The following is a 26,083-nucleotide window of genomic DNA, read 5'->3' as shown; positions in this document are numbered from 1 at the left end:
TCACCATGTTCCGCCGCGGCTGAAGGACCCGTCCCGGGCGTAGAAATGCCAGCCCATACTGTCGCACCACAGGACTGCGGCATCTTCTCTTTTGTAAAATGTCCATCGCCCCTCGTAGACTCGTGCAGCTTCGCCGCCTGTAAGCTTTTCCGCCAGGGGATTGGCGGGAGTCCACTCTCCAGGGGGAAGGGCCTCGGGAGGAAGTTCATACTCTCTGAGCATGACAATATCGCGGACGGAAAAGTTCCCCGCCAAAAGAGCCCTGAATATACGTTCATTGTCCAGCAGATAGGGATTTCCCCCGGAGCGAAGGCGACATTCCCTGCTGAGGCGTCGATAATTGACGACAGAAAGGGGAACACCTGCCTCCGCAAGGCGTGAAAAAACAGTCGAGCAGAATCCCTGCCCAAAGCCGAGTTCCACCCGGGCCTCCCCATCTCCATCCCAGGGCAGTACCCCTCCGGCCGGCGGCACACCACCCTGATAAAAGGCGGTAAATACAGTTACCTGTGCCTTGGGAAGCTTAAGCCTCCTGACCTCCCCCGCCCTGGCACTGATGTCGATTCCTCCGGACTCTTCGCTGTCCACTTTTAAAATGACCCGGTCATCGACACATTCGGAAGCCCCCGGGGGAACCGGAGGGATGGCTACTTCGACCTCCGTTTCAAAGGGATGAAATCCGCAGGATATGCTTATCGCTGCCAGAGTCGCAGCGGCAACACAGGAGATATGACTGTTCATACCTCATATAAACCGGGAATCAGAGCAGGTGCTTCAGCTGTCCGTGAAAAATCTCCCGCAGCTCCAGAAGAATCCGCTGATACTCTTCGCTCCGGTAATCAGGATAGGTCCAGGGCAGGGGTTCAAAACGTCCGCGCCGGTAATGGAGGGTAATCTCCGCATATATGCCTTCCGCCAGGGGAATACGGTGTCCGGCGTGTTTCGTCGTAGCCAGAACCAGGCGGTTCAGATCAAGCAGACCCGGGTCAAGATTGATCTTCCTGTCCCGATCCTCGGAAAAAAGAGCCTCCATGCGGTTCGTCGCTTTTTTAATCCGCCACAGGTCACCCGGATCAACCAGCTCCTCAAAACCCAGAAAGATTCTCCCGAGCCCCGGGCCCATCTCCCTGTCGTAGTAGGACGAGAAGGAAAAGGGGATCTCCCGACTCGTATAATCGATCGGTCCAAAATTCTGCTCCAGCTCTGAATACAGGACAGGAAGCATGGAGACGCTGCTGTACAGGAGTGGAATTATAAGCTTTTCCGGCGGGAATTTACCCTCACGACCCATAAATACCCTGTAAAAAGATTGAAGGATACCGTATTTTATCCCATAATGTTCAGAATATGGAAGAGAGGATCGATCTTGACGATGCGCTGAACCAGGCGGTGGCTCATCGGCGTGAACATATAGACAAGAGGATTATGCCGAAGTTGAAAGAAGACTTTCGGCGCTACCACACCTCTTTCCAGAACGTTTACAATGTTCTGCTGCGCAAGGGGCTTGTCCAGGAGGACCCGTACAAAGGGGATTTCAAGATTTCTGAAGTTACCACCCCCAGCAACGAGCCCTACCTGGAATCGGAAAAGAACGAAAAGATGAGCATCCGGCTTTCCCAGTTCGATTCCATCCTGGAATTCCTGACCAACTACTACCAGTTCAGCGCGGATTTTCTCAATCTCAAGCGCCTGAAAAATATTTCCGCCCTTCTGAACTACTTTCACTGGACCAAACTGGGAGTCAGTTCGACATCCCTGAACACCCGGGTCATGGCGGACCTGGTACAGCACATCAAACAGGGGAGCGATTCCCTCTCGGCAAACATTGTCAGCGACGGCTGCAACCAGCTCTCCAAGCTGACGAATGAGATTTTCTCCCTCCTGAAAGACGTAACAGCCTTCAGCAGGGAGCTCTACAAGCAGGATATCCGGGAGCGGGTTCTGTACAAGCTTTCCATATCCGGTGAACCTTCAAGTCAGGTAATGGAGGAGGCCTTTAACCAGATTAAACGCTCCTTTCCCCGGGAACTGCCTGACACGCCCTTCTTTCCCGAACTGGTAAATGAACTTGTGGCGGAGGAGTACTCCCCCCAGCGGGACAAGCTGAAACAGGAGCTGATAAAATCTCTTCAGATAAAGGAAAAGAAACAGGAAACCAGGCAGGAGGTCTCCCACAAACCGCTTTTACTGGAGGCCGCCAGGATACTGTCCGGCGCGAGTATTCATCTGGAGAAGGCTGTTTCCAAGCTCAACGAGAGCCAGCAGCTCCTTGATCAGCGCCGCTTGAGCCTTGGAGAACGCTTTCGTCGCTGGGTAATGAACGTTGTTCAGAAGAAAGGCGATAAACATGTGTACATGGTGGAATTCTTCGACGAGAAAACCGGGGCCACCCGTATGGTCCGGGTCGATTATGACGCCTTTTCCGAGAATGTACTGAAACGGGCACGGGCCCTGAACATGCTGTCAAGCAAGGTTTCATCGGCATATATGCGCCTCGAGGGCAGCGATGAGGAAAAGGTCTACGAGTATGTCAGCAGCATAGTCGATGAGCTGTACAAGATCCTGAATACCCTGCCGGCCCTGGATACCTTTTTCAAGAGCGAAGCGCCACGGGAACTGCGCAGCAGTATTCGGGGAATAAAGCTCGAAATCTCCGCCATAAAGAACGTGGTAATCCGGTCAAACCAGAAACGCCACGAATATATAGCCAAAAAGGAAGAGATCGAACAGCTCAAAAAGCTGGGCATCGATACCAGTGTAAATTAGAGGCTGGCAGCGTCAGCTGCGGTAGACCCCCAGAACCCTCAGATTCTCAGAGACACCTTTAAGAGCCTCCACAGCTTCATCAAAAGCCGGCATCTTGCCGGGGAGTTCAACATCCAGGTAGAACATGTACTCCCAGGGTTTTCCCAGGATCGGCCGGGATTCCAGCTTTTTCATGTTGATTCCCCGGTCCGCAAGGACCTTCAGGCAACTGAAGAGTGCTCCGGACTTGTCCGGAACCGCAAAGACCAGGGAAGCGGTATTGGCGTCCGCCTCCAACGGTTCATCGGTGCTGCCGATTATAAAAAAGCGGGTATAGTTGCTGGGATTCGTCTCGATTCCCTCCTTTAGTACGACCATGCCGTTAACTGCAGCGGCCTCTTCGCTGGCGATAGCCGCGAGGGAATTATCCGGCTGTCCGGCAATAAAGCCGACCGAGCCGGCCGTATCGTAATAGGGAACCCGTTCAGCCTCCGGGAGGGTTTCGTCAAGAAAACGCGCGCACTGGGCAAGCCCCTGGGGGTGGGAGTAGACCTTGCGAATATCCTTCAGGCCGGCACCCGGCCGTCCGATCAGGGTGTGGCGGATTCTGACCCGGCGCTCCCCCAGGATTTTTATATCCGGATACTGGAGAAAAAGATCGTAATTCTCGTGTATCGATCCGGCCAGGGAGTTCTCCATGGGAACGACCCCGTATCGGACTTCTCCCTGGAGCACCGCATCGAACACCTTCCGAAAACTGTTCAAGGGCACGCTCTTCGCGTCTATATTACTGAAGTACAGGGACAGGGCCTTTTCGCTGTAGGCTCCATGTTCTCCCTGAAAACCGACCGGAACCGGTCCCTCAGCCGCAGAGGAGGCTGGAACAGCAGTATCCCTGGACAGAATCACCGGCCCGCGCCGCACGGGGCGTTCCAGCTCCCGTCCCACCACCGGAGCCATGGCCTCGATGTCCCGCATCATTTTCTCGAACTGTTCCGGCAGCAGGGACTGGGGACCGTCGGAAAGGGCCTTTTCCGGATCCGGATGCACCTCCACCACCAGACCGTCCGCCCCCGCCGCAACTGCAGCCAGTCCCATGGGAATGACCTTCTCCCGGATACCCGTGGCGTGGGAGGGATCGACAATAACAGGAAGATGAGAGAGCTTTTTTATTACCGGAATCGCCGAGAGGTCCAGGGTGTTTCGGGTATAGGTCTCGAAGGTACGTATTCCCCTTTCGCAGAGGATCACATTCTCGGCGCCGTGGGCCATCAGATATTCGGCGGCCATGAGCCATTCTTCAATCGTCGCAGCCATTCCCCGCTTGAGAATTATGGGCTTGTTCATGGAACCGACCCGTTTTAAAAGCTCAAAGTTCTGCATATTCCGGGCGCCGATCTGCAGCACATCCACAATATCCGCCAGCATATCGGCGTGCTCCGTGGCGACAATCTCGGTTACCACCGGAAGACCGTACTTTTCCCCCGCTTCTTTCAGATAGCGGGCTCCTTCTTCGCCAAGCCCCTGAAAGGCGTAGGGAGAGGTCCTGGGTTTGAAGGCCCCTCCCCGGAGCATTACACCCCCGGAATCCCGCACGATACGGGCGGACTCCATGATCTGATCCCGGCTCTCGATAGCGCAGGGACCGGCGATAACCGCCAGGCGTAACGGTCCGATCTTTACAGGACCGACGCTAACCAGACTGTCTTCTTTTTTAAACTCCCGGGAGGCAAGTTTGTAGGGTTTGGTTATGGGAATAACCTGATCCACCCCGGATAGAAGCTCCACCTCCCGCCGGTCGATCTGTACAAGACCGACGGCGCCGAAGATGGTCTCTTCTTCACCGACGATCTCCCGTACGGTAAAGCCCTTCCGGGTGAGAAAGCTTCGGATATTTTCTTTGTCAGCAGTGCTGATGGATTTGTTTAAGACGATTACCATAGTGGTAATCAAGCTATTTTACGGTCTTACTCTTGTCAAGTACGTAGGCGACACGAGCGCCGCTCTTGGAGTCTGTTTTTACCAGCTGCTGTTTGCTGATGAGTCCGTTTTCGAAACGCCCTTCAAGATCCCGCTGATAATCGAGAATCTTGGAAATGTAGTCCAGGGTCATCCGCGGGGTTCCACGTTCAGTGACCCGGGTCCGTCCGGCATTGTACATGGCCAGGGCCACCACCGGGTTTTTCCCCTCATCCAGACAGTAGCGAAGGTAGGCCACCCCGTGCTGGGTATTGACGACGGGATCAAAGAAGTCAGCTTCCGTCAGTTCCGGGAAGGAGCGGTTATTCAGCTGAAACAGACCGCGGTCGATGGAATTGCTGTTGCGATTGACAGCCCGGGGCCTGAAACTGCTCTCGGCGTATACCAGGGAAAAGCTGAGAGACGGAGGAACTTCGTATCGGTTCGAGTAATGCAGAATAAGCTCCGCAATCTCCCGGGAACCGGCAACCTGGGAATAGAAATCAATAACCCGACCGCGGCTCTCAGGACGGCGATAGAGTTCGAGTCCGATATCCTGACCCGGGCCAAGAGATATGGCAGTTTCCACATATTCCGGCATTCCCTCTTCATCGATACTTCCGGGAGTAAAAAGGAGGGCAAGAAGGGGTATCAACAGCGCGACAACGCTAAATAATCCAATAACTCTAATTCCATTCATAGGCATTTATGCTAAGATAGTCATTTCCGCAGTCCAGGGTCAAGACCTGGAGCCGGAGCTTGAGGACCCGTGCCGGCAGACGAGGGTAAAATCATTGGACAGGTACCCTGCTTCGATCTCGGCAAGCGGGAACAGACCGCCCGCCCGCTTTATTACGCTGTCAGGGTCAAAATAATGATATTTGTCCTGCTGGTCACGGGAGGCAATGGAAAGAAGATTTATAACAACCGCTTCGGTGGTCAGATCCTGAAGACGCGTCAGGTACGCGTCCAGCAGTCTCTCGTTATCCCCGGTTTCCAGATTGAATATACCTGAGCAGAAAGCGATCTGAAAACGCTCATTTCCGAAAGGATTTTCCCGGAGCAGATCGGCCTTGATAAAACGTCCGGGGGGACAGCGTCTTCTGGCTTCCCGGATCATTTTTTCCAGGATGTCCACGCCGGTATAGGAAGCCTCGATTCCCTTCTGCTGAAGATAGGAGCACAGGTCTCCCACGCCGCAGCCCAGATCCAGGAGACTTTTACCGGACAGGTCTATCTTTCTGACCAGCACGTCGAAACGGCAGAACTGACTCTCCTGGTCTTCCCAGTCAAGGATCTCATAGCCCATGCTTTCGGGACGTATTCGAGGCTCGTAGTGCTCTTTCAGGCGACGCAGTGAATCTTTCATAGGAAGTTCAAGAGTATGAATCACCGCTCAGCCTGTCAAGAGCGGCGGGAAGTCACGGTGTAATAATTACTTGACCACGCTGGGGCTTTTGTTTACCCTAGCGTAACAAAGGTCTGCACACAGCCGGGTACGCGACAAAAAGATAGCCCTCTGACGGGCTGGAGCTTCATTGCCCGGCTTCTGGTTTTAGACTATCACGGGTCCAAGGAGCAGCCGGGTGACAACGAAACGTGTTCTCTATGCGGAAGATGAGTTCACCAATCGCAAACTGCTTGAAATGAAGCTGAAGAATCATGGCATCAGTTGCGATCTGGCTCACGACGGAGTTCAGGCACTGGAACTTTTTCAGAAGAACTCCTACAACCTGGTCATTCTCGACCAGTACATGCCTGGAATGAACGGAGATCAGGTGGCACGCCGAATCCGGGAGACCCATCCGGAACTTCCTCTCATAGCCATCACATCCGACGATGGCGAGATAGACCGTCTGAATGCCGCAGGTTTCAACGAGGTATTTATCAAACCCCTGCGGGGCCAGCATTATATCGACTCCATCAAGAATTACCTTACCTGAAAAGAGAGAACATGAAAAAATATATAAGTCTGATTTTCGCCCTTGTCGGCCTTGCACTCAGCGCAGAGACTGTCAGCGTAAGCTTCGGGTCAACCCGGATCGCTCTGGATCCCCACCACTCCTATTCCGCCACCGAGGCTCAGCTTTATACAGCCCTTTACGAGGGACTGTACACCTATCATCCCCTGACCCTGGAGCCTGTCCCGGGGGTTGCCCGGAATTTCGAGGTTTCCGAGGACGGCCTGGTATACCGCTTCTATCTGCGCCCCGATGCCTATTACTGGAACGGAGACCGGGTTACCGCCGAGGACTTCAGGGAGTCCTGGCTGCTCCATCTGAACCCGGAGGACAGGGCTGAATACACCTTCCTGCTGGACATTATCAAAGGGGCCCGGGAGTACCGTACCGGAGCCGGCAAACGGGAGGATGTGGGAATCTCGGTTCCGGAGGAAGGAGTCCTGGAGGTTACCCTGAACCATCCGGCATCCCACTTTTTAAAGATCCTGTGCCATCACAGTTTCTCACCCGTCCATTCCACCTTCCGGGAGAATCCCGACTGGGAAAACGCCCCTTCGGTGATCGGAAACGGACCGTTCATGCTCTATTCACGGAGCCCCGAGAAGTATGTCCTGAAGAAAAACCAGTTTTACTGGGATCGCAGGAACGTTCGGAGCGACGAGATTATATTTCTGCTGAGTGACGACTACCAGCATCTGACGGACCTTTTCAACGCCAAGGAGGTTCTCTGGGCTTCGGGGAATATCCTCTATGACAAGCTGGACGACACCTCCACCCTGCAGGTATTTCACCAGTTTGCCACCACCTATTTCTACTTTGTCTGCGACGAGGATCCCTGGACAGATCCGCGCGTACGGCGGGCGCTGCTTCTCCTCGTTCCCTGGGAGGATCTTCGGACCGAAGAACGCTATGCCGTACCCACCTTCCGGGCGGTTCCCGAGATCTCCGGATATCCGGAAGTTGCTGGAATAAACAGCAGGGACCGGGAGACGGCCCTGAAGCTGCTTAAGGAGGCGGGCTTTCCGGAAGGACAGGGTCTCCCGCGTCCTGTATTCAAGATCCCCGAAAGCCAGGAGGTACAGGATTTGGCAACGGCCATGGCGACAGCCTGGAGAGATACGTTGGGACTGGAAGCACAATTTACCCTTGTTCCCTACGGAGACTACTATAACTCCATTGAAAACAGGGATTATACCATCGGCCTGATGAGCTGGATCGGAGACTATGCCGACCCTCTGGCCTTTCTGCAGATGTGGGTCAGCGACTCCAACCTGAACAAGGGATCCTATTCTAATCCCGATTACGATAATCTGATCGAAGAGGCCATGTCCCTCTCAGGCAGGGAGCGGTACAACAGGATGGCCGAAGCCGAGGGGCTGATCCTCGAAGAAGGGGGAATAATCCCCTACAAGCACTCCCCTTCCTATAACTTTGTCCACGCCGATGTCCTCGGCGGATGGCTGCCCAATCCCCTGGATATTCATCCCTTCAAGTACCTGAGCTACACCAAGCCGCCTCTGCCCGCCAGGATCGTACGGGGAAATTAAGGCTCCCTCTTCGGCAGGCGGCCGTACAGGCTGTTCATTTCCCTCAGCCGGGCAGAGATCAGGTCGCTCAGGTCCTCCGGGCGGTGACGGTATGCCCAGTTCTGCGGTCCCACTGTGGACGGCGTATTCATCCGGAACTCCGTACCCAGGGAAAGCAGATCCTGAAACGGGACCACCGCGAAGCCCGCGGTGGAGGACAGGGCCATACGGATAAAGTCCCAGACAATATCGTGGTCATCCCTGGCAAGGTAGCGGCGCACGATATCCTGAATCCGTCCGTCCATGGAACAGTACCACCCGGCGGTAGTATCGTTGTCGTGGGTCCCGGTATAGACAACCGTGTTGGTATCGTAGTTATGAGGCAGAAAGTGGTGATCCGCATTGAATCCCCGCTGGAGATCAAACTCGAAGCCGAACTGCAGGACCCTCATCCCGGGAAATTCAAGGTCCTGTCGCAGCTTTATTACCTCAGGGGTTATGACCCCCAGGTCCTCGGCTATAATCGGCAGGCTGCCGAGGCACCGCTTCAGTTCCTGGAACATCTCGAAGCCCGGGGCTTTAATCCATTTTCCGTCCACGGCCGTCTCAGCATCGGCGGGAATGTTCCAGTAGGCTTCGAAGCCCCGAAAATGGTCTATCCGGACCCAGTCGACCTGCTTGAGGGTATATTCAATGCGTCGGATCCACCAGGAGTAGCGGTCCCGTCCCAGGGCCTCCCAGTTGTACACCGGATTGCCCCAGAGCTGACCTGTCTCGCTGAAATAGTCTGGAGGAACCCCTGCCTGAGCCGTCAGGCGTCCTTCATCGTCAATCTGGAAATATTCCCGCCAGGCCCAGACATCCGCGGAATCGGGAGCAACGAAAATCGGTATATCTCCGACAAAGCGAATTCCCTGTTCGGCGGCATAACTTTTAAGGCGTCGCCACTGGCGGTAAAAAAGGAACTGAATTACCTTTCTTATCTCCGTTTCCCCGCGAAGCTTTACAGACCAGCGGGCAAGGGCTTCCGGTTCCCGGAGTGCGATATCCCTGTCCCAGCGACTGTTTATCAGGGGTCCCTTTCTTGAGGATCGGGGCCTTCGGTTTTTAAAATGGTCCTGCAGGGATGCGTAGAGGGCGTAATCATCGAGCCACCAGGACTCCTCGCGGCAGAAATCCTCAAAGGCTTTTCTGTGGGGTCCGGCATCTCCGGACAGGAAGCGGCCGGCAGCCCTGCGAACCAGATCGGTCTTCCAGGGGACCACCAGGCTGTAATCCACCCGGTCCAGGGGGAAATCCGGCACTCCTTCAAGATCTCCGGGAGACAGCAGTCCTTCCTCCAGCAGGATATCGGGGCTTATCAGCATCGGATTGCCCGCAAAACTGGAAATGGAGGCATAGGGACTGTTACCGAAACCCGTGGGACCCAGGGGCAGAATCTGCCAGAGACTCATTCCGCAGCGGGTCAGAAAATCAACAAAGCGGTAGGCTCCCTGCCCGAAATCCCCGATGCCCCAGGGCCCCGACAGAGAAGTTGGATGAAGAAGAATACCTGCAGAACGCCGGTGAATCATACTTTTCTAGTGCTCCTTGCTCTCGATAATTATCACAGCTAATCAAGGTACTTCAAGATACGTCCGTGCTTCAAGACAGCCAGAATAGAGACACCCTTATTCCGGTTCTGCCAGACTGTTAAACAGGAAAGGTACAAGCTCCGCTACCGTGGGATGAGGTATGACTGTTTCCTGCAGTTTTGTATAGGGAATCCCCGCCTGCATTGCCAGGGCGAGCAGGGCAATAACTTCATCAGCTCCTGTTCCGAAGAGAGTGGCCCCCAGGATTGTGCTGCTCCCGGCTTCGGTAAGCACCTGCATTATCCCGCCGGTTTCGCTCTTCTCCTTTGCCCTGCTGACGGAACTCATGGGCATTTCCGCCGTGAGATACTCAAGCCCGCGGTGCTCCGCAGCCCTCCTGTTAAGGCCGACCCTGGCCAGGGGCGGATCGATGTACATGGCATAAACCGGGACCCGATCGCTGATTTTCCGCCCGCCGCCGCGCAGATAGTGGTCCAGGAAAACCTGTCCGTCGTTCACGGAGGTGTGGGTAAAGGCTCCCCTGCCGTTTACATCCCCCAGTGCGTAGATATGTTTTTGAGCGGTGCGGCCGTAATCATCGACCCGGATATAGCCTTTATCATCCGTTTCGACGCCCGCCGCGCCAAGATTGAGACCGGTAACAGCGGGAGCCCGTCCGGCTGCCACAAGGAGATGGCTTCCTTCCACGGTCTTTTCACTTTCCCCCTGCTTGTAGTGCAGTACGATGCTTTCGTCTCCGGATGAAAGGGACAGAATCTCGCTTTTCAGATGAAATTCCACTCCCTCATCAGCCAGCAGCTCCTTTGCCAGGGTACTGATATCCGGATCCTCGCGGAAAATAAGTCTCTCCCCGTGTTCAAAAACCGTGACCCTGCTGCCGAAGCGTCGAAAGGCCTGACCGAACTCAAGACCAATATAGGAACCGCCGATGACAAGGAGGTGATCCGGAAGCTCTGTGAGATCCAGGATTCTTTTGTTATCCAGCCAGGGAACAGATTCGATACCCGGCAGCTGAGGAATACGTGCCGCAGCACCGGTGTGAATGATAATCGTCTCAGCCTGTATCAGCTCATCCCCCGCTTTAACCGTATGTTCATCGACGAAACTTCCGGAAAAGGGATAAAAATCCGTCACCTCTTCAAGCCATTTCTGAAAACCGGTACTGGCTTCATTCCGTATTGAATTGACCCTTTCCATGACCCTGGAGAAATCCGTGACGCCGGGTCCTGTTTCGATTCCAAACTCCCCGGCCCGCTGAACCATGCGCGCGGCCCTGGCGCTTGCCACCAGGGTTTTGGTCGGAGTACACCCCCAGTTTACACAGGATCCTCCGACGCGGTCCCTCTCGATAACCGCGATGCGTTTGCCGGCATCCAGGAGTCCGGGAAGAATCGTACCTGTAGCCTGTCCGGTACCGATGAGTATGATGTCGTATTTTTTCATAGAAACCTCCTTGCGGCCGGGTTCAGAAGTCAAAAAACGGGAAAAACCGGGACTATACCGGATCACCCGCCCAAGGGCCCTGCCCTTTGACTCCCATGGTGATTTTTTGTATACTAACCGTTATGGAATCAGCCGTACAGGGTAACACCTCGACTCAATATAAGGTCAACCAGGAAGTTGTGTATCCTTTGCAGGGTGTCGGTAAAATTACCGCCATCGAAGAGAAGGATTTCAAGGGCAAGAAGCTGCTCTACTACATAGTCTATCTTGAAGTGTCGGATATGACCGTTATGATCCCCGTGGACAAGGCGGATGAACTTGGAATACGGGCTATTGTCTCCAAGGCCGAATCGAACAAGGCACTGAAGCTGATCTCGGAAGATCACGAACCCATAACAGCGGACTGGAAAATGCGCTACCAGATGAACCTGGACCTCCTGAAAAGCGGCAGCGTTATGGATATCGCAACGGTTGTCCGGACCCTCTACCATCGAAGCAAAATTAAGGAGCTCCCGATTCTGGAGCGCAAGCTTTTTGACAGCGCCCTCAAGCTGCTGGTAGACGAGATCTCCTACTCCCTCGGAAAAGAGAAGGAAGAGGTCGAAAACCTTATCTTTTCAAAGCTCGAATCCCAGGAATAAGCACCTCCCATGCGTGCCGCTGCTCTGATTACCGCCGCAGGCTCAAGTCAGCGTTTTGGCGGCAGCATGAAAAAGGAATACCTGCCCCTCGGGGCGGGAACTGTGCTTTCCAGCGCTCTGAGCTCCTTCGTCGATCCGGAAATTTTCAGCTATCTCGTTGTAACCATCCCGGAAAACGGCAAAGAAGAGGCTGAGTATGCCCTTCGGGATTTTCCCCGATCCCGGGAGGTAATCTTTGTCTCCGGTGGAGAGACCCGCCAGGCTTCGGTTCTCGCAGGGCTCAAAGCCCTGTCAGGGTATGATCCCGATGTGGTCCTGATACACGACGGGGCCCGTCCCTGGTGTACCCCGGAAATCGCGGAAGAGGTAGCCCGCAGGGCCATGGAAGCCGGGGGCTGCGCGCCGGCTGTCCCATCGGTGGATGCCATGAAGATACTGTCCCGGGACGGATTCATCATCGATCATCTCTCCAGAGAAACTAGCTTCCGCATTCAGACACCCCAGGGATTTGTATATCGCGACATTCTCGAAGCCCATATCAAGGCTGCCGAAGACGGAGGCTTCTACATCGACGATACCGAAATATACGGCCGGTATATAGGTGCGGTGGCGACAATCCCCGGAGATGAGAGGAACAGAAAGATAACCTATCAGGAGGACCTTGCGCCATGAGAATCGGTATGGGCTACGATCTGCACAGGCTGGTTCCGGAGCGCCGGCTTCTTCTGGGAGGCGTCCACATTCCGGCCCCTTTCGGTGAAGACGGCCACTCCGACGGCGATGTACTTCTGCACGCCCTGATAGACGCCCTCCTGGGGGCCGCAGCCCTGGGCGACATCGGGAGCCATTTTCCTCCTTCAGATCCGGCATATAAAGACATCGACAGCCGCGAGCTTCTGGTGGAAACAATGAAGCTTATACATGAAGCCGGTTACAGGATCGGCAATGTCGACGCAACGGTGATCCTCGAAAAACCGAAACTCAGAGAACACATCCAGGAGATACGGCGCCGCCTGTCCGCAGATTTGAGGGTAGAAGAGGCCAGTGTCAGCATCAAGGCAAAAACCAACGAAAGCGTCGATGCGGTGGGAGAAAGCCGGGCTGTGGCCGTCCATGCTGTTGTGCTTCTGCTGCGCCGATGAAGCTACCATGGAAACAGATCATATCAGTCCTCAGGCGGGCCACAGGTGCGACCGAAGTTCCATCAGTGACGAAAATAGCCGGGGACGGTCCCGATCCATACCGGGTCCTGATATCAACCATTATCAGCCTGCGGACCAGGGATGAGGTGACCATCAGTGCGTCCGAACGGCTCTTCTCCGCCGCCGACACCCCGTCTGCCATGCTCAGGCTCTCCTCTCCCGCCGTCGCTGATCTCATCTATCCCGCCGGATTCTACCGAACCAAGGCCGACACAATCCTCAAGATTTCCGGAATTCTCCTCGAAGCACATGACGGAAAAGTCCCTTCCCGGCTTACTGACCTTCTGACCCTGCCGGGGGTTGGCAGAAAAACCGCCAACCTGACTCTCGGCCTGGCCTTCGGAATCCCCTCAATCTGCGTCGACACCCATGTACACCGGATTCCAAACCGTGCCGGATGGATCAGCACCTCGAATCCGGAACAGACCGAGGATGCTCTTATGCAGATCCTCCCCGAAGAATTCTGGATCGAAATAAACACCCTGCTGGTTGCCTTCGGCAAGGATACATGCACCCCCGTAAGTCCCTGGTGCAGTCGCTGCCCGATTTCCAACTGGTGCAGCAGAATCGGGGTAAGCAGGCATAGATAGGGGCTACCTATAAAAAAAGGCCGCCAAGTACGTAACTCAGCGGCCGGATTTGCATATAGACAGCGAAGGGGGCTATTCCCTGGCAATCAGCATGGTCTTGGGATCCAGCATCAGATGCATATTGATCAGTTCGGTGTTCTTCTGATCCTTGACGGCCCGGAGTTTCACATTATCCCCCGCGTAGGCGAGGGTGATGATTACATCCAGACTCTCGGCAAAAGCCTTAAGCTCTACCGGAAATCCCTCATCGTCAAAACAGGGTTCTTCCGACTTCAGAGAAGCGCTGAACCAGATTCCAAGCTGATGATCCTGTGCGAAAGCTTTAAGCTTGGCCAAGTCCTCTAGAGTGGCATCTTCAAAATCGTAACCGTCAAAGAGTACCTGATCCGCGGCGAAATTCCCGTCGGTAATCAGTGCGCTTATACTCCGCAGGATCTGATCGATACTGATTCCCTTCTGGTTAAAATTCATGATAACCCGGTTCTTGACTATTTCGTCGTGAACGGAGACTGCATTCTCCAGGTCCCTCATCTTTGCAATCTCTTTAAATATATCCTCATACCAGCTGACAATGTGATCAACCCGGGAGGAAAAAGAAACATGTATAACATGCTTGTCGTTAAAAAGCTGGTCGGTTGCCAGATGGACCAGACAGGCAGTCTTACCGACCCCCTTTCGAGAGGCAAGAACGCCCAGATTTCCTTTGCCGAGCCCGCCATTGATCGATTTCTCGAAGACCCTGAGCGGGCTGCGCTTTATCAGTTCAGATTTAACCATTCCCTACCCCCTTATTTTCCAGCATCTTTCTTCTTTTTTTCTTCGAACTCTTTCTTCAGTTCTTCCGCAAGACTCGCCGGCAGACGCCCGTATTTTTCAAACTCCATGGTATATTCCGCCTTCCCCTGGGTCAGGGATCGCAGAATTGTTGAGTAACCGAACATCTCGCTCAATGGCACCTCAGCCTCAACCCGGCAGAAATTACCATCTTCAACGGATGCCACTATTATACCCCGTCGCTGATTAACCGAACCGAAAATATTTCCCTGGAATTCAGAAGGTCCTTCAACCGAAACCTTCATTATCGGTTCCAGGATAACGGGTTTTGCTTTATTGTAGGCTTCCCTGAAAGCACCAAGCGCGGCAGCCTGGAAGGCCATATCCGAGGAGTCGACTGCGTGAGACTGTCCGTCCTCAAGAACCATCTTGGTACCGACAATGGGAAATCCGATCAGGGTTCCCTTCTCTATGGCAGTCTGAAAACCCTTGTCGCAGGCTGGAATATACTCGGTAGGGATGTTTCCACCCTTTACCTTGTTCTCGAATACGTAGTTACCCTCGCCTTCTTCAAGGGGCTCCATGTAACCAATGACCTTACCATACTGACCGGAACCACCGGTCTGTTTCTTGTGAGTGTAGTTGAAATCCGCCCGCTGACTGATTGCCTCGCGGTAGGCTACCTGGGGAGCACCGGTGTCGACTTCTGCCTTGTATTCCCGCTTCATGCGCTCGATGTAGACGTCGAGGTGCAGCTCACCCATACCTTGAATTATAGTCTCATTTGATTCGGGATCAACATAGGTCCGGAAGGTAGGGTCTTCCTTGGTAAAGCGGTTCAGAGCCTTGGCCATGTTATCCGCAGCCTTCTTGTCCTTGGGCCGGATTGCGAGAGTAATTACCGGGTTCGGTACATACATTGATGTCATGGAATAGTTCAGGTCAGACTGGCAGAAAGTATCCCCCGAAGCACAGTCAACACCGAACAGAGCAGCAATATCGCCGCAGTGTGCCTCAGTAATATCCTCCATGTGATCTGCATGCATCTTGATAAGCCGGCCAACCTTGAACTTCTTACGGTTCCGCACGTTATAGAGTTCGATCCCTTTCTTGATCATTCCCTGGTATATGCGAATATAGGTAAGCTGACCATACTGGCCGTCCTCAAGCTTGAAGGCAAGGGCAACCGGAGGAGCAGCATCATCGGCCTTGAGCAGCACCTCCTCCTCATTATTGTCCAGATCCAGGGCCTTATTCTGCACTTCCGTAGGATCAGGCAAATACTTGAGAACAGCGTCAAGCAGAGGCTGAATGCCCTTGTTTCTATAAGCCGATCCCAGGAATACAGGGGTGAGCTCCAGAGAGAGAGTTCCCTGTCGGACGGCATCATAGATAAGCTCTTCGGTAACCTGCTCTTCCAGCATGGCTTCCATGAGCTCCTCGGAAAACATGGAAACCGCATCCAGCATGATCTCCCGCCGCTCCTCTGCCTGTTCAAGCAGTTCCGCGGGGATTTCACGTTCCACAATCTCGGTACCGTCATCGCCTTCAAAATAGATGGCTTTCATGGTGATCAGGTCCACAACCCCCTGGTGCTTGTCTTCCAGCCCGATGGGGATCTGCATCATAATCGCGTTATGTCCCAGTTTGGTCTCAAGCTGATCCCGCACCTTGAAAGGGTTGGCCCCGGTACGATCACACTTGTTGACAAAGGCTATCCTGGGTACATTGTAGCGCTTCATCTGCCGGTCTACAGTTATCGACTGGGACTGAACACCACCGACGGAACAGAGAACAAGAATCGCTCCGTCCAGAACCCGCAGAGCCCGCTCGACTTCAATAGTAAAGTCAACGTGACCAGGAGTATCAATGACGTTAATCTGGGTGTCCTTCCATTTTACATTGGTGGCTGCGGAAGCGATTGTAATCCCCCGCTCCCGTTCCAGTTCCATGGAATCCATTGTCGCCCCGACACCGTCTTTGCCCCGTACCTCATGTATCGCATGAATTCTCTTACAAAAAAACAATATACGTTCGGATAAGGTGGTTTTTCCGGAGTCGATATGGGCGCTGATACCGATATTCCTCAGTTTGGTAATATCAATGCTCATATAGTACTCTACCTCTCAAATATAAGTGTATTTCCTGCCTTTTCAATCTCAAGAGTCAGCAAGAAAGTTGGTTACCTGTTAAAAATAAGCAGGGGCGGAAGCAGTGCTCCCACAACGAAAATAATATAGAAAACACAGCTCAATTTCAAGTCCCGGCCCTCCGTTTCGTTCCATCCGACGGTATTCAGTGTCCTCGATTAACAAGAAATCAGCAATTCCAAAGGAGAAACAGGGTATACTCGACTCATGGGAATCTACATCGGAACAAGTGGATACTCCTACGCAGACTGGGTCGGGACCGTTTATCCGGAAGGAACCCGGCAAAACGAGTATTTGAGCGCCTATGCAGGGATTTTCAATTTTGTTGAGCTCAATTTCAGCTACTACGCCATGCCCTCCGCCAGGGTTCTGGAGGGATTGCAGAACAAAGTGGATGAGAATTTCCGCTTTACCCTGAAGGGACACCGGAGCATGACCCACGAAAAAGGGGGAGACCTCCCGTCGCTCTGTTCGGCCTTCATCGAAGGAACTTCTCCCCTGCGCGAAGCAGGCAGTCTGACCTCTATCCTGCTGCAGTTTCCCTACAGCTTTCACTACAACCGGGAAAATCGGGTGCACCTGGATACCCTCTGCAGCTGCCTTGAGGAGCTTCCCCTGCAGATCGAGTTCCGCAATACCGACTGGTTCAGGCCCCGGGTTGTGGAGGAGCTGAGAAAGCGCAGTGTGGGAATCATCACCTCGGATTACCCCGCCCTGGAGGGACTCCCCGATTTTTGCCCCCGGATTACGAGCTCCATCGTATATGTACGCTTCCACGGCCGCAACAGGGAAAACTGGTGGACCGGGAACAACGTGAGCCGCTATGATTACCGCTATTCCGCCGAAGAACTGAAGGAGCGGGTACCGGTTTTAAAGCAGCTGGCAGCAGAGGCGTCAATACTGCTGGTGGCCTTTAACAACCACTACAAGGGGCAGGCGGTGGACAATGCACGGGAACTGATCGGGCTGCTGGAGGAGGGGTGAACGCGGAGGAGAAAAGGCAGAGGTCATAGCACGAGAGTCGCGAAGAGAGCACAGGAAAGAGAGACCGCGCAGAGGCCGCTGAGGGAGGACGCAGAGTCACAGCGCGAGAGTCGCGAAGAGAGCACAGGAAAGAGAGACCGCGCAGAGGCCGCAGAGGAAGGACGCAGAGTCACAGCGCGAGAGTCGCGAAGAGAGCACAGGAAAGAGAGACCGCGCAGAGGCCGCAGAGGAAGGACGCAGAGTCACAGCACGAGAGTCGCGAAGAGAGCACAGGAAAGAGAGACCGCGCAGAGGCCGCAGAGGAAGGACGCAGAGCTTACGTGGATCCGACTTTACCTGGTTTTCTCTGCGTAATCTGCGCGGTTTATCCCCTAACGACTGCGCCTGCTTATCCAGAGACAACTGAAGGCAGTTCACAGGCACCAGGAAAACTCACAGAGGCCGCAGAGGGAGGGCGCAGAGCTTACGTGGATCTGACTTTACCTGGTTTTCTCTGCGTAATCCGCGCGGGCATCTTCGTCATTTCTGGCATTGTCTCCGTAGAAATACCCTGAGCCTCAAGAGGTCTGCAAAGCGTTCAGGCTACGGGATCGGTTTCCTGTGGAGAGGTCCATGCTGAGGCCGCAGAGGATCGCAGAGCGGTCACTGTGAGCAGATCAGGCTTTGATTCAGGCATCCCCTCCTACCTCTGCGTAATCTGCGCGGAACTTCTTCCTCGGTATACTCAGCATATACGAAGAAATCTCATCCTCCCTATCCTTCCCATCTTTGTTTCTCTTACTCGTTTTCGTTTTACCCCGAGAACAGGAACCTGCGCTTCTCCTGTGCAATGAAGGCTTCCGCTTTTTCCAGGAAGAGCCGGGCCGCCCTGTCCTCGGAATTCACCGCGATAATCTGCCTGAACAGTTCCGCCGATTCATCGAACTGGCGCTTGGAAAACTGCAGGATAGCCGTCTCAAAGTCGGTTTTGGTTTCAGTTTTTAATTCCCGCATCTCTTCCTGGTCGCCGTCGAAGATCTCGAAGAGGGATACGGACCTGTTCTTTCCCTTGACCCGCACCTTGCCGAGGAACCTGAATCCGTACTCCGTCGGGTTATCCAGCTTTATAAAGGACTCCTGGCTGATTATGATATTCGCCCCGTAGAGCTTTGTCACATCCTGAATCCGCGAGGCCAGGTTTACCGCATCGGATATCACCGTTCCCTGCATTCGTCCCTTGTCGCCGATAATCCCGAGAATCAGGTTCCCGGTATGTATACCCACACCGATGCTTATGGGCCTGTAGCCGCAGGATGCCCGCTGCTTGTTGTAGATCTCCATGTGTCCGACCATCTCGGTTGCTGCTTTTATTGCGTCTTCCGGCCGGTTGGGAAAGAGCGCCATGATGGAGTCGCCGATGTATTTATCGATAATGCCGCCGTTCTCCTGGATCATGGGACTCAGGCGGCTCAGGAATGAGTTGATGAACTTGAAATTCTCCTGGGGAGTCATGATCTCCGACAGCGCGGTAAATGCACGGATATCCACAAAGAGGACGGTCATCTCCTTCTGAACCTGGTCACCAAGTTTTATATCCGCAATGTTGTCGTGGCCCAGAAAATCGATGAACTCCATAGGTACGAATCGGCTGTAAATGGTATTTATCTTTGCCAGATTCAGGTGAGTCCGGATACGGGCAAGAAGTTCTTCCTGGGTATAGGGTTTTGCCAGGAAGTCGTTCGCTCCGGCAGAAAGCCCCTCCTCCATGTCCATAGCCTCGCTTTTTGCAGTAACAAGAACTATCGGCAGATTCGTGGAGGTATATTTTTCCCGAACCTTACGGCACAGGGTGTAACCGTCGATCTCCGGCATCATGATATCCAGGAGAACAAGATCGGAAGGGTTATTCAGAATATGAGACAGGGCCTTCTCTCCGTTCAGGAAAGGAACAATACGGAACTCCTCTCCGGACAGCTGGTTTTTAAGGACCTGGAGATTTACCGGATTGTCATCCACAACGACAATGGTGAACTTTGAGGCTTCGGTGTTGTCGTCGTTCAGGGCCTCCAGGTTTTCCAGAGCATCCAGGGAGATCTCCAGAGATTCCTCTGCTTCCCCGGCTTCGCCCTGGTATTTACCCCTGGTTGAAGGAAGCGTCACCTGGAATAGCGAAGTATCATCCTTTACCGAGTATTCAAGACTTCCGGACTGGGCTTCTATAAGGCGTCTTGCCAGGGATAATCCGAGATTGACTCCCTTGTAGCCTTCATCTGCAAATCCGGGTTCCCCGAAGTCATCGTCCCTGCCTTCTACAATATTTCCGGGCAGAGGATTCCCACCGGTTAATGCTATCGAGATAACCGTCACCCTGTTTTCTTCCCGGGCATCGATCTCGATGGTCCCCTGGCTGGAAAACTTTATAATCGACATAAGAATGCTGTTCAGGGACTGTTCTATCCTGTTTTCATCCCCCCAGACAAACAGCGTGTAGGGTACGATATTGTTTTTTATCGACAGTTGTCCGCCCATCAGCAGGGGTACGCACATCTTCTGAGCAACAAGAACCGACTGATACAGATCGACTTCTGCATTCTGAAGTTGTATCCGGCCCTCCCGCATTCGGGAGAAGTCCAGAATATCGCTCACCATGGCATTAAGACGTAATCCGGAAGAGAAAACCAGGGAGAGCGTGGATTTCTGGTCCTCCGTCATTTCTCCCACATTCCCCCGAAGCAGAGACTCAGAGAGACCGACAACCGCATGAATCGGGGTCCTGAGTTCATGGCTCATATTGGAGAGAAACTCATCTTTCAGCCTGTCTGCGGCCTGTATCCTCTTGTCCATGGTACGGAGAGAAGCATAATCTTCCCGAATGGTAAGAAACTGTACCAGCACATGCAGAAAAACAAACACCAGCAAAGCAGCGGGCAGCAGGTAAACCGACTCAACAAGTCCCCGGAGGAGAAGCAAATCGTGTATGCCCGCAGCCGAAACAGCCAGAAGACCGATAATGTGAAGAAGCACCCGCAGTTTTTCCCGGATCAGGGGTATCAGCCGGACAAGAAAAAATAAAAAGAGTGCGCCCGAGAGCCCTGTTATACCGTTCTCCATATATACTGCTGCAGACTGGGGGCCCAGGAACCAGGCCAGTCCCAAAGCTAAATTGAGAATAGAATAGACTATCACCGGTTTAAGGGAAACACGCCTCTGGTAGCGCTGGCGAAAGAAAAGAGCAAGAAGGATTCCCCCGATTGCGAGGAGAGTAAATTCAAAGGAACGAAGGGGTATAAGCGATACACTGGCATAGAACCGCGAAAAAAACGGTATGGTTCTGAGCAGGGAATACACAACAGCAGCTAACGAGAAAAAACCGAAATAGAGATGGTCCAGACGAAGCCGGCTCAGGAAGGCAAAGACAAAAAAAAGCAGGGTACAGACAATCATCAGAGATACGGCGGACATCTGGATTGCAGAAATGAGAAGTCCACCGTTGAATTCTGCAAGCCCTGAAGCCAGCAGGGTAAAGGAGAGCCCAAAAGCGCCCAGGATCAGCGCTGATACTACGGTCAGAGTAACAAGAATTACTTTAATTCCCATATAGTATAACTATCGGAAAAGTAACGGAAAATGCAAGGAGAAGTTTTCAGTATCACCGGCAAGATCGCCGATAGTTAATAGTAGAATAGAGATGAAAAGACACAGACGATCCGGAATATCAGCGATCCTACTCTTTGCGCGCCTGTATGTGCCCATTCTTGTGCTCTTCTGTCCCGGCCTCTTCGCTCTGGAAGAAGAAATCGTCCTGGGCAGGGAAAACGGCTGGGGACCATTACATCATTATAATACCGAGATGCTGGAACGGGGTTTTCAGGGGTATTCGGATATCATGCTTCATGATGCTGCCTATTCCAGGGACGAGTATACTGATCTGCTGCTCCATTTCGACAGCATTCCCCTTTCCCCCTCTCTGGTCAGAAAAAAGAGCGACGTACCGGGAGAAGTCCTCTGGACTGAACAGCGGTATTACACCCTGAAGCCTGAAGGTATTGTTCCGGATTCGAACAGTAAGGTATTCGGATCCGGTTCAGCCATGTTCGACCGTTCATCCAGCAGTCTCCTTAAACTCGTTCCGTTGCCGGGGAGTCTATTCTATCCGGGAACCGACTGGCGCGATTTTACCATTGAGTTCTGGCTCTACCCTGCGGAAACCGAATCCTCCCAGAAGATCCTCAACTGGAACGGGGTTACACTGCCGGGAGAGTGGGGAGAGAGGCCCCGAAGCCAATCCATAAGCTGCGAGATCAGCAGAGCCCGCCTGACCTGGCGCTTTGACTCTGTATTCCGGCCCCATGATGCCTCTTCCTTCAGCCTGGAACTCGAAGGGAGTCGGGAACTCATGCCCAGGCGCTGGCATCATCACATGCTCAGGTTCGACTCCAGGACAGGCCTGGTGGAATACCTGATAGACGGTACCGTTGAGGATATTGCCTACGCAAACCACCAGAACAGGGAAACCGGGACGGTGTTCCTCCCCTATCTGGGTTCCGCCGGAAACAGGCAGCTCAGTATTGGAGAAAACCTCTCGGGCTTCCTTGATGAATTCAGGATTTCCTCGGCATTCCGGGAATCCGGACCTCCGGCACCTTATAAAAACATGGACGGCACGGTTCTTATCAATCCTGTAGACCTTCAGTTCGGTGCATCCCGGCTGGTCAGCATTGAGAGCAGCTACGAGACTCCCGATGACTCTGATATCTTCTTCTTTTATCAGCTTGGAGACTCTCACTTTTACATTCCCCCGGACGATCCGAACTGGAAAGCCTTTACACCCGGTGATATATTTTCACCCGATACCCGGGGCCGCTACCTCCACCTCATGGCTGCCCTGTATCCCGACGGAAAGGAGCAGAAAAGCCCGGTGCTGTCAGACATTACAATTATCTACGAACCCGATTTGCCTCCTCCTCCGCCCTCCGGTCTGCAGGCACGCCCTGAAGACGGAGCCGTATTGCTTACATGGGAACCCGTACCCGATCCGGACCTGGAGGGATACAGGATTTATTACGGAACTGCTCCGGGCAGGTATTTCGGTCAGGACAGCTCGGAAGGCCCTTCGCCCATAGATGTGGGGAACACCACTGAATTTCTCTTGAGTGGTCTGCGAAACGGCAGACTCTACTACTTTACGGTCGTGGCCTATGACAAGTCCCCCAGGCCCTATCAGACACTTTTCTCGGTGGAAGTCAGTGCCCGGCCAAACGGGAGACTGGAATAGTGCTGAATGATCTTGCAGCCCGTTCGCGTAAGGCTTTTCTGCTCAGGGACTGGGAGAGCGCGGAGAAATACGTCCGTGAAATGCACCGGCAAAAACCGAAGCATCCGGGAATCCTCCTGTTTCTGGGCAATATCTACACCAAGATGGGCCGATACAACCAGGCGATCCAGGCTTATCAGGAATCCCTGGAGCTGGACGACGGGAATCCCGAGGCCTTTAACAATATCGGTATTGTCTACCGCCTCGAAGACAACCTGCCCGCCGCGGTAGGGGCCCTGGAAAAAGCCCGGGAACTGGCACCTGAACGGGCGGACATCTGGTACAACCTGGCGAATGTGTACAAGCAGATGGACGAGCCGGAAGAGGCGGAGACCTACTATCGCAAGGCTATAGAACTGGATTCCGAATTCAGCCGGGCCTACAACAACCTGGGAAATCTCTATGAGAATTGGGGAAACCACTCCAAAGCGGAAAATCTCTACCTCTCGGGACTGAAAAGTGATCCCAACAATCCCACCCTCCGCTACAACCTGGGCATCAGCTATCAGTCGGAGGGGTGTATCCCGGAGGCGATCGACTCTTATCGACAGGCCCTGAAGGCCCGCCCCAACTGGGTCGACGGACTGAACAATCTCGGCATACTCCTGGAAAAGAGCGGAAACTATGACGAAGCTGCCCGGATACTGAAAAGCGCTTTGGAGGTGGACGCGGAGAACCCGAAGCTGAACAATAACTACGCTGTAGTGCTCAGTGCCCAGGGGCGCCATTCCGAGGCTATCGATTATCTGAACCGCGCCGTTAAAAACGATCCTTCCTACTCCAGAGCCAGTATCAACCTTGGAACGGAACTGGAGGAGATAGAGGAGTACGACAAGGCCTGGGAACACCTGCAGCACATGAAGCAGAACACTCCATCCGATCTGGACGTCCGGGAAAAGATCGCACGCCTGGCAGTTAAAACCGGAAAGGTCCGCCAGGCAAAAGAGGAGATCCGTTTTATTCTGGATCACAATCCAAAGGCGGGTTTTGCCTACGCGCTGCTGGGAAGCCTTCACCTGACCCAGGGCAACCGCCCGCAGGCGGTACAGGCCTTTAACCGGGCCCTGGCCCTGTCGCCGGAGGACCTGGAAACCTCCTTCAACCTGGCGCTGCTGTACAAGGAGATGAAAGAGTACAAGCAGGCGATAGCCCAGATATCGGGGATTCTTGCCAAAAACCCCCGGCATCAGGCAGCACGGCTGCTGCTTGCCAAGCTGTATCTCTATGAGAATCTCTACGCTGAAGCTTTGGCCATTCTGAGCGAACTCTACGAGGAGTCTCCCCACGACGAGGAGCTCCTGGAGACCCTGATCCGCGCCCATCGGGGTGCCGGAAACCGGGAGGAGGCACTGCGCATCACCGAAACCCTGGTCAACATGCAGGGAGAGCGGGATGAAACCCTGGATCTGGACAAACTGCAGCAGACCCTGCACCTCTACGAAGAGACCGTTGAAGCCTTCGCGGAGGAACATGAAAAACTCTGGGAAGAGAATCTCAAGCGCTATCTGGACCACGGCGAGGCCGATGTTGAACCGGAGGTTCTCAGGGAAGAGGAGAGTCTCTTCTTTGATTCCATTCCCGACCTGGACCAGCCGGCCCGGCTCATCGATATCGGGGGAATCGAACCGGTAATCGTCATAAACGAAGACGAAGAGCGGATCAACCTTCTTGAAATGGAGGAGGAGATCCCGGAGTTTCCGCCGGAAGAAAAGGAAGAGGAAGAGAACGAAATACAGCAGGTATTTGCTCCCCCGGCGTCACCGCCGCAGCCTTCAGGGGAACCTCAGGCCTCCGTACCTGAAGCTCCGTCAGGCGGCAGCGGGACATCCTCCTCTCCCCAGGGACCAATAAGCATCAGCGTTCAGGGACCGTCCTCTCCCGGCAGAATAGAACTGGGAGGTTCCCTGGACCTGGGCTTGCTTAAAATATCCCGTAACAGGAGCGGGAAAAAGACGGAACCTGAACCGGAGCCGTCCAAGGACCGGAGGAAAGAGCAGCAGGAGAAGAAAGAGGAGAGCCCTGCGGAACTTCTCTCCCATCTTGAAAACCTTACACGCTATCTTCCGGATGAGAGACGCAGGGAGTACATGAACAGCGATATGCGGCTTCGGCTGAAAGCCTTGAAGGACAGGCTCTCCGGACGACCTTCCCTGCGGCAGCAGCTGTCCCGGTATATTGCCCCGGACATGCAGGAAGATGAGGGAATAGTCTTGAAACCGGGAAAGATCGAGAGTACCCTTTCTTTCATGGGAGACCTCTCCACGTATCTGCCGAATCCGGAAATCGGAGTTGCCCTGCACCACCGGATCACACAAATCCTGAAAACCATGAAGCGAGACGAGCATGGAGAGTAACAAAAAGAATTATCTGTATGCCCTGAAGATCTATATCGACAAAATGCCGAGTCTTCCCACCAGTGTAACCAAGATAATGGAGATCTCCAACGACCCCAATGCCTCACCGGCGGACCTCAACCAGGTCATCAGCCTCGATCCGGTACTGATGGGCAAGGTGATGAAGCTTATAAACTCCGCCTATTACGGCCTGTCCCAGGAGGTTACCTCCCTGGTGCGGGCTATAATCATGCTCGGCATCAATACTGTAAAGAACCTCGCCCTCAGCACGGCTGTCCTGGCAAACCTGGGCAAGGGGACCTCGGCCAAGGGCCTCAATATGGATGGTTTCTGGCGTCACAGCCTCTGCGTGGGGGTAACCTCCAAGCTGATCGCAAAGAAACTTAAAATCGACCCGAAACGGCTTGAGGAATTCTTTATGGCGGGACTGCTCCATGATATCGGCAAAATTCCCCTGAACAACCGCCTGGCCGACCCCTATGTCGCGGCCATGCAGAACGCCGACAGGGAACAGGCCCCGCTGATCCAGGCCGAGAAGAACGTAATGGGTATTCACCACTGCGAGGTAGCCAAGATAATTCTGCAGCGCTGGCGCCTGAACCAGGAGATTCAGGATGCCGTCAGTTTTCACCATGCCCCCTTGAGTTACGAGGGCCCCCACTGGAAGATTGTCTACGCGGTAACGACGGCAAACTTCTTTGCCAATACCTTCGAGATCGGTTTTGCCGGTGACCGCTACCCCTTGAGCGTTCCCCCCGAGGTATTCCAGGCCCTCGATGTGGACATGGAGTGGTTTGATGACATTGAAGACCAGGTTCTGAGTGAAATAGAGAAAGCACGGATCTTCCTGAAGATCGCGACCTGAT

The 26,083-nt window shown here is 53.8% G+C and carries 21 protein-coding genes; 11 read left to right on the top strand and 10 right to left on the bottom strand.

Annotation, left to right across the window (positions count from 1 at the left end; translation table 11 throughout):
• Both B4O97_RS11420 and B4O97_RS11415 read right to left on the bottom strand, forming a co-directional pair.
• On the bottom strand, positions 1–741 hold the full coding sequence (locus B4O97_RS11420) for a hypothetical protein (protein ID WP_083050947.1): 741 nt from the start codon (positions 739–741) through the stop codon (positions 1–3).
• A 19-nt stretch (positions 742–760) separates the two neighbouring features.
• Positions 761–1,291: a DUF4416 family protein gene (locus B4O97_RS11415; protein WP_083050945.1), complete on the bottom strand. Its 531-nt coding sequence runs from the start codon at positions 1,289–1,291 to the stop codon at positions 761–763.
• Positions 1,292–1,347: 56 nt separating this feature from the next.
• Between B4O97_RS11415 and B4O97_RS11410 the strand changes: the two genes are divergently transcribed.
• Positions 1,348–2,766: a hypothetical protein gene (locus B4O97_RS11410; RefSeq protein ID WP_083050943.1), complete on the top strand. Its 1,419-nt coding sequence runs from the start codon at positions 1,348–1,350 to the stop codon at positions 2,764–2,766.
• Between the two features lie 12 nt (positions 2,767–2,778).
• Here B4O97_RS11410 and aroF read toward each other — a convergent pair whose 3' ends face one another.
• The 3 genes from aroF to B4O97_RS11395 are packed head-to-tail and all read right to left on the bottom strand — an operon-like array spanning position 2,779 to position 6,073.
• Complete coding sequence (gene aroF, locus B4O97_RS11405) at positions 2,779–4,686, bottom strand: 3-deoxy-7-phosphoheptulonate synthase (protein ID WP_083050942.1); 1,908 nt, start codon at positions 4,684–4,686, stop codon at positions 2,779–2,781.
• A gap of 13 nt (positions 4,687–4,699) precedes the next feature.
• Positions 4,700–5,404 (bottom strand): transglycosylase SLT domain-containing protein, encoded by a 705-nt coding sequence (locus B4O97_RS11400; RefSeq protein ID WP_158084267.1) that lies wholly within the window; start codon positions 5,402–5,404, stop codon positions 4,700–4,702.
• A 39-nt stretch (positions 5,405–5,443) separates the two neighbouring features.
• Positions 5,444–6,073 carry a class I SAM-dependent methyltransferase gene (locus B4O97_RS11395; RefSeq protein WP_083050938.1) on the bottom strand — a complete coding sequence of 210 codons (630 nt, stop codon included), beginning with the start codon at positions 6,071–6,073 and terminating at the stop codon, positions 5,444–5,446.
• Between the two features lie 217 nt (positions 6,074–6,290).
• Between B4O97_RS11395 and B4O97_RS11390 the strand changes: the two genes are divergently transcribed.
• Together B4O97_RS11390 and B4O97_RS11385 are read left to right on the top strand one after the other, a co-directional pair.
• Positions 6,291–6,647 (top strand): response regulator, encoded by a 357-nt coding sequence (locus tag B4O97_RS11390; protein ID WP_096348886.1) that lies wholly within the window; start codon positions 6,291–6,293, stop codon positions 6,645–6,647.
• Between the two features lie 11 nt (positions 6,648–6,658).
• Complete coding sequence (locus tag B4O97_RS11385) at positions 6,659–8,212, top strand: peptide ABC transporter substrate-binding protein (RefSeq protein WP_083050937.1); 1,554 nt, start codon at positions 6,659–6,661, stop codon at positions 8,210–8,212.
• Here the strand turns inward: B4O97_RS11385 and malQ are convergent.
• The gene (gene malQ / locus B4O97_RS11380; RefSeq protein WP_083050935.1) at positions 8,209–9,765 is read right to left on the bottom strand and encodes a 4-alpha-glucanotransferase; all 1,557 of its coding nucleotides are present in this window, start codon (positions 9,763–9,765) and stop codon (positions 8,209–8,211) included. The two genes, B4O97_RS11385 and malQ, sit on opposite strands and share 4 nt — an antisense overlap.
• A 96-nt stretch (positions 9,766–9,861) precedes the next feature.
• Positions 9,862–11,229, bottom strand: a complete 1,368-nt coding sequence (locus B4O97_RS11375; RefSeq protein ID WP_083050934.1) for a mercuric reductase — start codon at positions 11,227–11,229, stop codon at positions 9,862–9,864.
• A 122-nt stretch (positions 11,230–11,351) separates the two neighbouring features.
• Between B4O97_RS11375 and B4O97_RS11370 the strand changes: the two genes are divergently transcribed.
• The 4 genes from B4O97_RS11370 (at position 11,352) to B4O97_RS11355 (ending at position 13,662) form a co-directional block, all read left to right on the top strand.
• Complete coding sequence (locus tag B4O97_RS11370) at positions 11,352–11,870, top strand: CarD family transcriptional regulator (RefSeq protein ID WP_083050932.1); 519 nt, start codon at positions 11,352–11,354, stop codon at positions 11,868–11,870.
• Between the two features lie 9 nt (positions 11,871–11,879).
• The gene (locus B4O97_RS11365) at positions 11,880–12,542 is read left to right on the top strand and encodes an IspD/TarI family cytidylyltransferase (RefSeq protein ID WP_083050931.1); all 663 of its coding nucleotides are present in this window, start codon (positions 11,880–11,882) and stop codon (positions 12,540–12,542) included.
• Entirely contained in the window at positions 12,539–13,012 is a 474-nt protein-coding gene (gene ispF, locus B4O97_RS11360; protein WP_083050929.1) for a 2-C-methyl-D-erythritol 2,4-cyclodiphosphate synthase, read from the top strand. Before B4O97_RS11365 ends, ispF begins: the two co-directional genes overlap by 4 nt.
• A 65-nt stretch (positions 13,013–13,077) precedes the next feature.
• Positions 13,078–13,662, top strand: a complete 585-nt coding sequence (locus B4O97_RS11355) for an endonuclease III domain-containing protein (RefSeq protein ID WP_233143020.1) — start codon at positions 13,078–13,080, stop codon at positions 13,660–13,662.
• Positions 13,663–13,734: 72 nt separating this feature from the next.
• Here B4O97_RS11355 and B4O97_RS11350 read toward each other — a convergent pair whose 3' ends face one another.
• Positions 13,735–14,439, bottom strand: coding sequence for a hypothetical protein (locus B4O97_RS11350; RefSeq protein ID WP_083050926.1), 705 nt, complete (start codon positions 14,437–14,439; stop codon positions 13,735–13,737).
• Positions 14,440–14,450: 11 nt separating this feature from the next.
• Positions 14,451–16,547: an elongation factor G gene (gene fusA, locus B4O97_RS11345; protein WP_083050924.1), complete on the bottom strand. Its 2,097-nt coding sequence runs from the start codon at positions 16,545–16,547 to the stop codon at positions 14,451–14,453.
• 246 nt (positions 16,548–16,793) lie between these two features.
• Between fusA and B4O97_RS11340 the strand changes: the two genes are divergently transcribed.
• Positions 16,794–17,570, top strand: coding sequence for a DUF72 domain-containing protein (locus tag B4O97_RS11340; RefSeq protein WP_083050923.1), 777 nt, complete (start codon positions 16,794–16,796; stop codon positions 17,568–17,570).
• Positions 17,571–18,362: 792 nt separating this feature from the next.
• Here B4O97_RS11340 and B4O97_RS11335 read toward each other — a convergent pair.
• The gene (locus B4O97_RS11335; protein WP_083050921.1) at positions 18,363–21,146 is read right to left on the bottom strand and encodes a response regulator; all 2,784 of its coding nucleotides are present in this window, start codon (positions 21,144–21,146) and stop codon (positions 18,363–18,365) included.
• A gap of 91 nt (positions 21,147–21,237) precedes the next feature.
• On the opposite strand from B4O97_RS11335, the gene B4O97_RS11330 reads away from it, so the two are divergent.
• The 3 genes from B4O97_RS11330 to B4O97_RS11320 are packed head-to-tail and all read left to right on the top strand — an operon-like array spanning position 21,238 to position 26,082.
• Positions 21,238–22,824, top strand: coding sequence for a fibronectin type III domain-containing protein (locus tag B4O97_RS11330; protein WP_083050920.1), 1,587 nt, complete (start codon positions 21,238–21,240; stop codon positions 22,822–22,824).
• Positions 22,824–25,217 carry a tetratricopeptide repeat protein gene (locus tag B4O97_RS11325; protein WP_083050918.1) on the top strand — a complete coding sequence of 798 codons (2,394 nt, stop codon included), beginning with the start codon at positions 22,824–22,826 and terminating at the stop codon, positions 25,215–25,217. The genes B4O97_RS11330 and B4O97_RS11325 overlap by 1 nt, the downstream gene beginning before the upstream one ends.
• Entirely contained in the window at positions 25,207–26,082 is an 876-nt protein-coding gene (locus tag B4O97_RS11320; protein ID WP_083050917.1) for an HDOD domain-containing protein, read from the top strand. The genes B4O97_RS11325 and B4O97_RS11320 overlap by 11 nt, the downstream gene beginning before the upstream one ends.
• Position 26,083 lies beyond the last annotated feature (1 nt).

It is taken from the genome of Marispirochaeta aestuarii, from assembly GCF_002087085.1.
Lineage (GTDB): Bacteria > Spirochaetota > Spirochaetia > JC444 > Marispirochaetaceae > Marispirochaeta > Marispirochaeta aestuarii.
The sequence above is the reverse complement of the archived record's forward strand: the minus strand, read 5'-3'. Positions and strand labels throughout refer to the sequence as shown.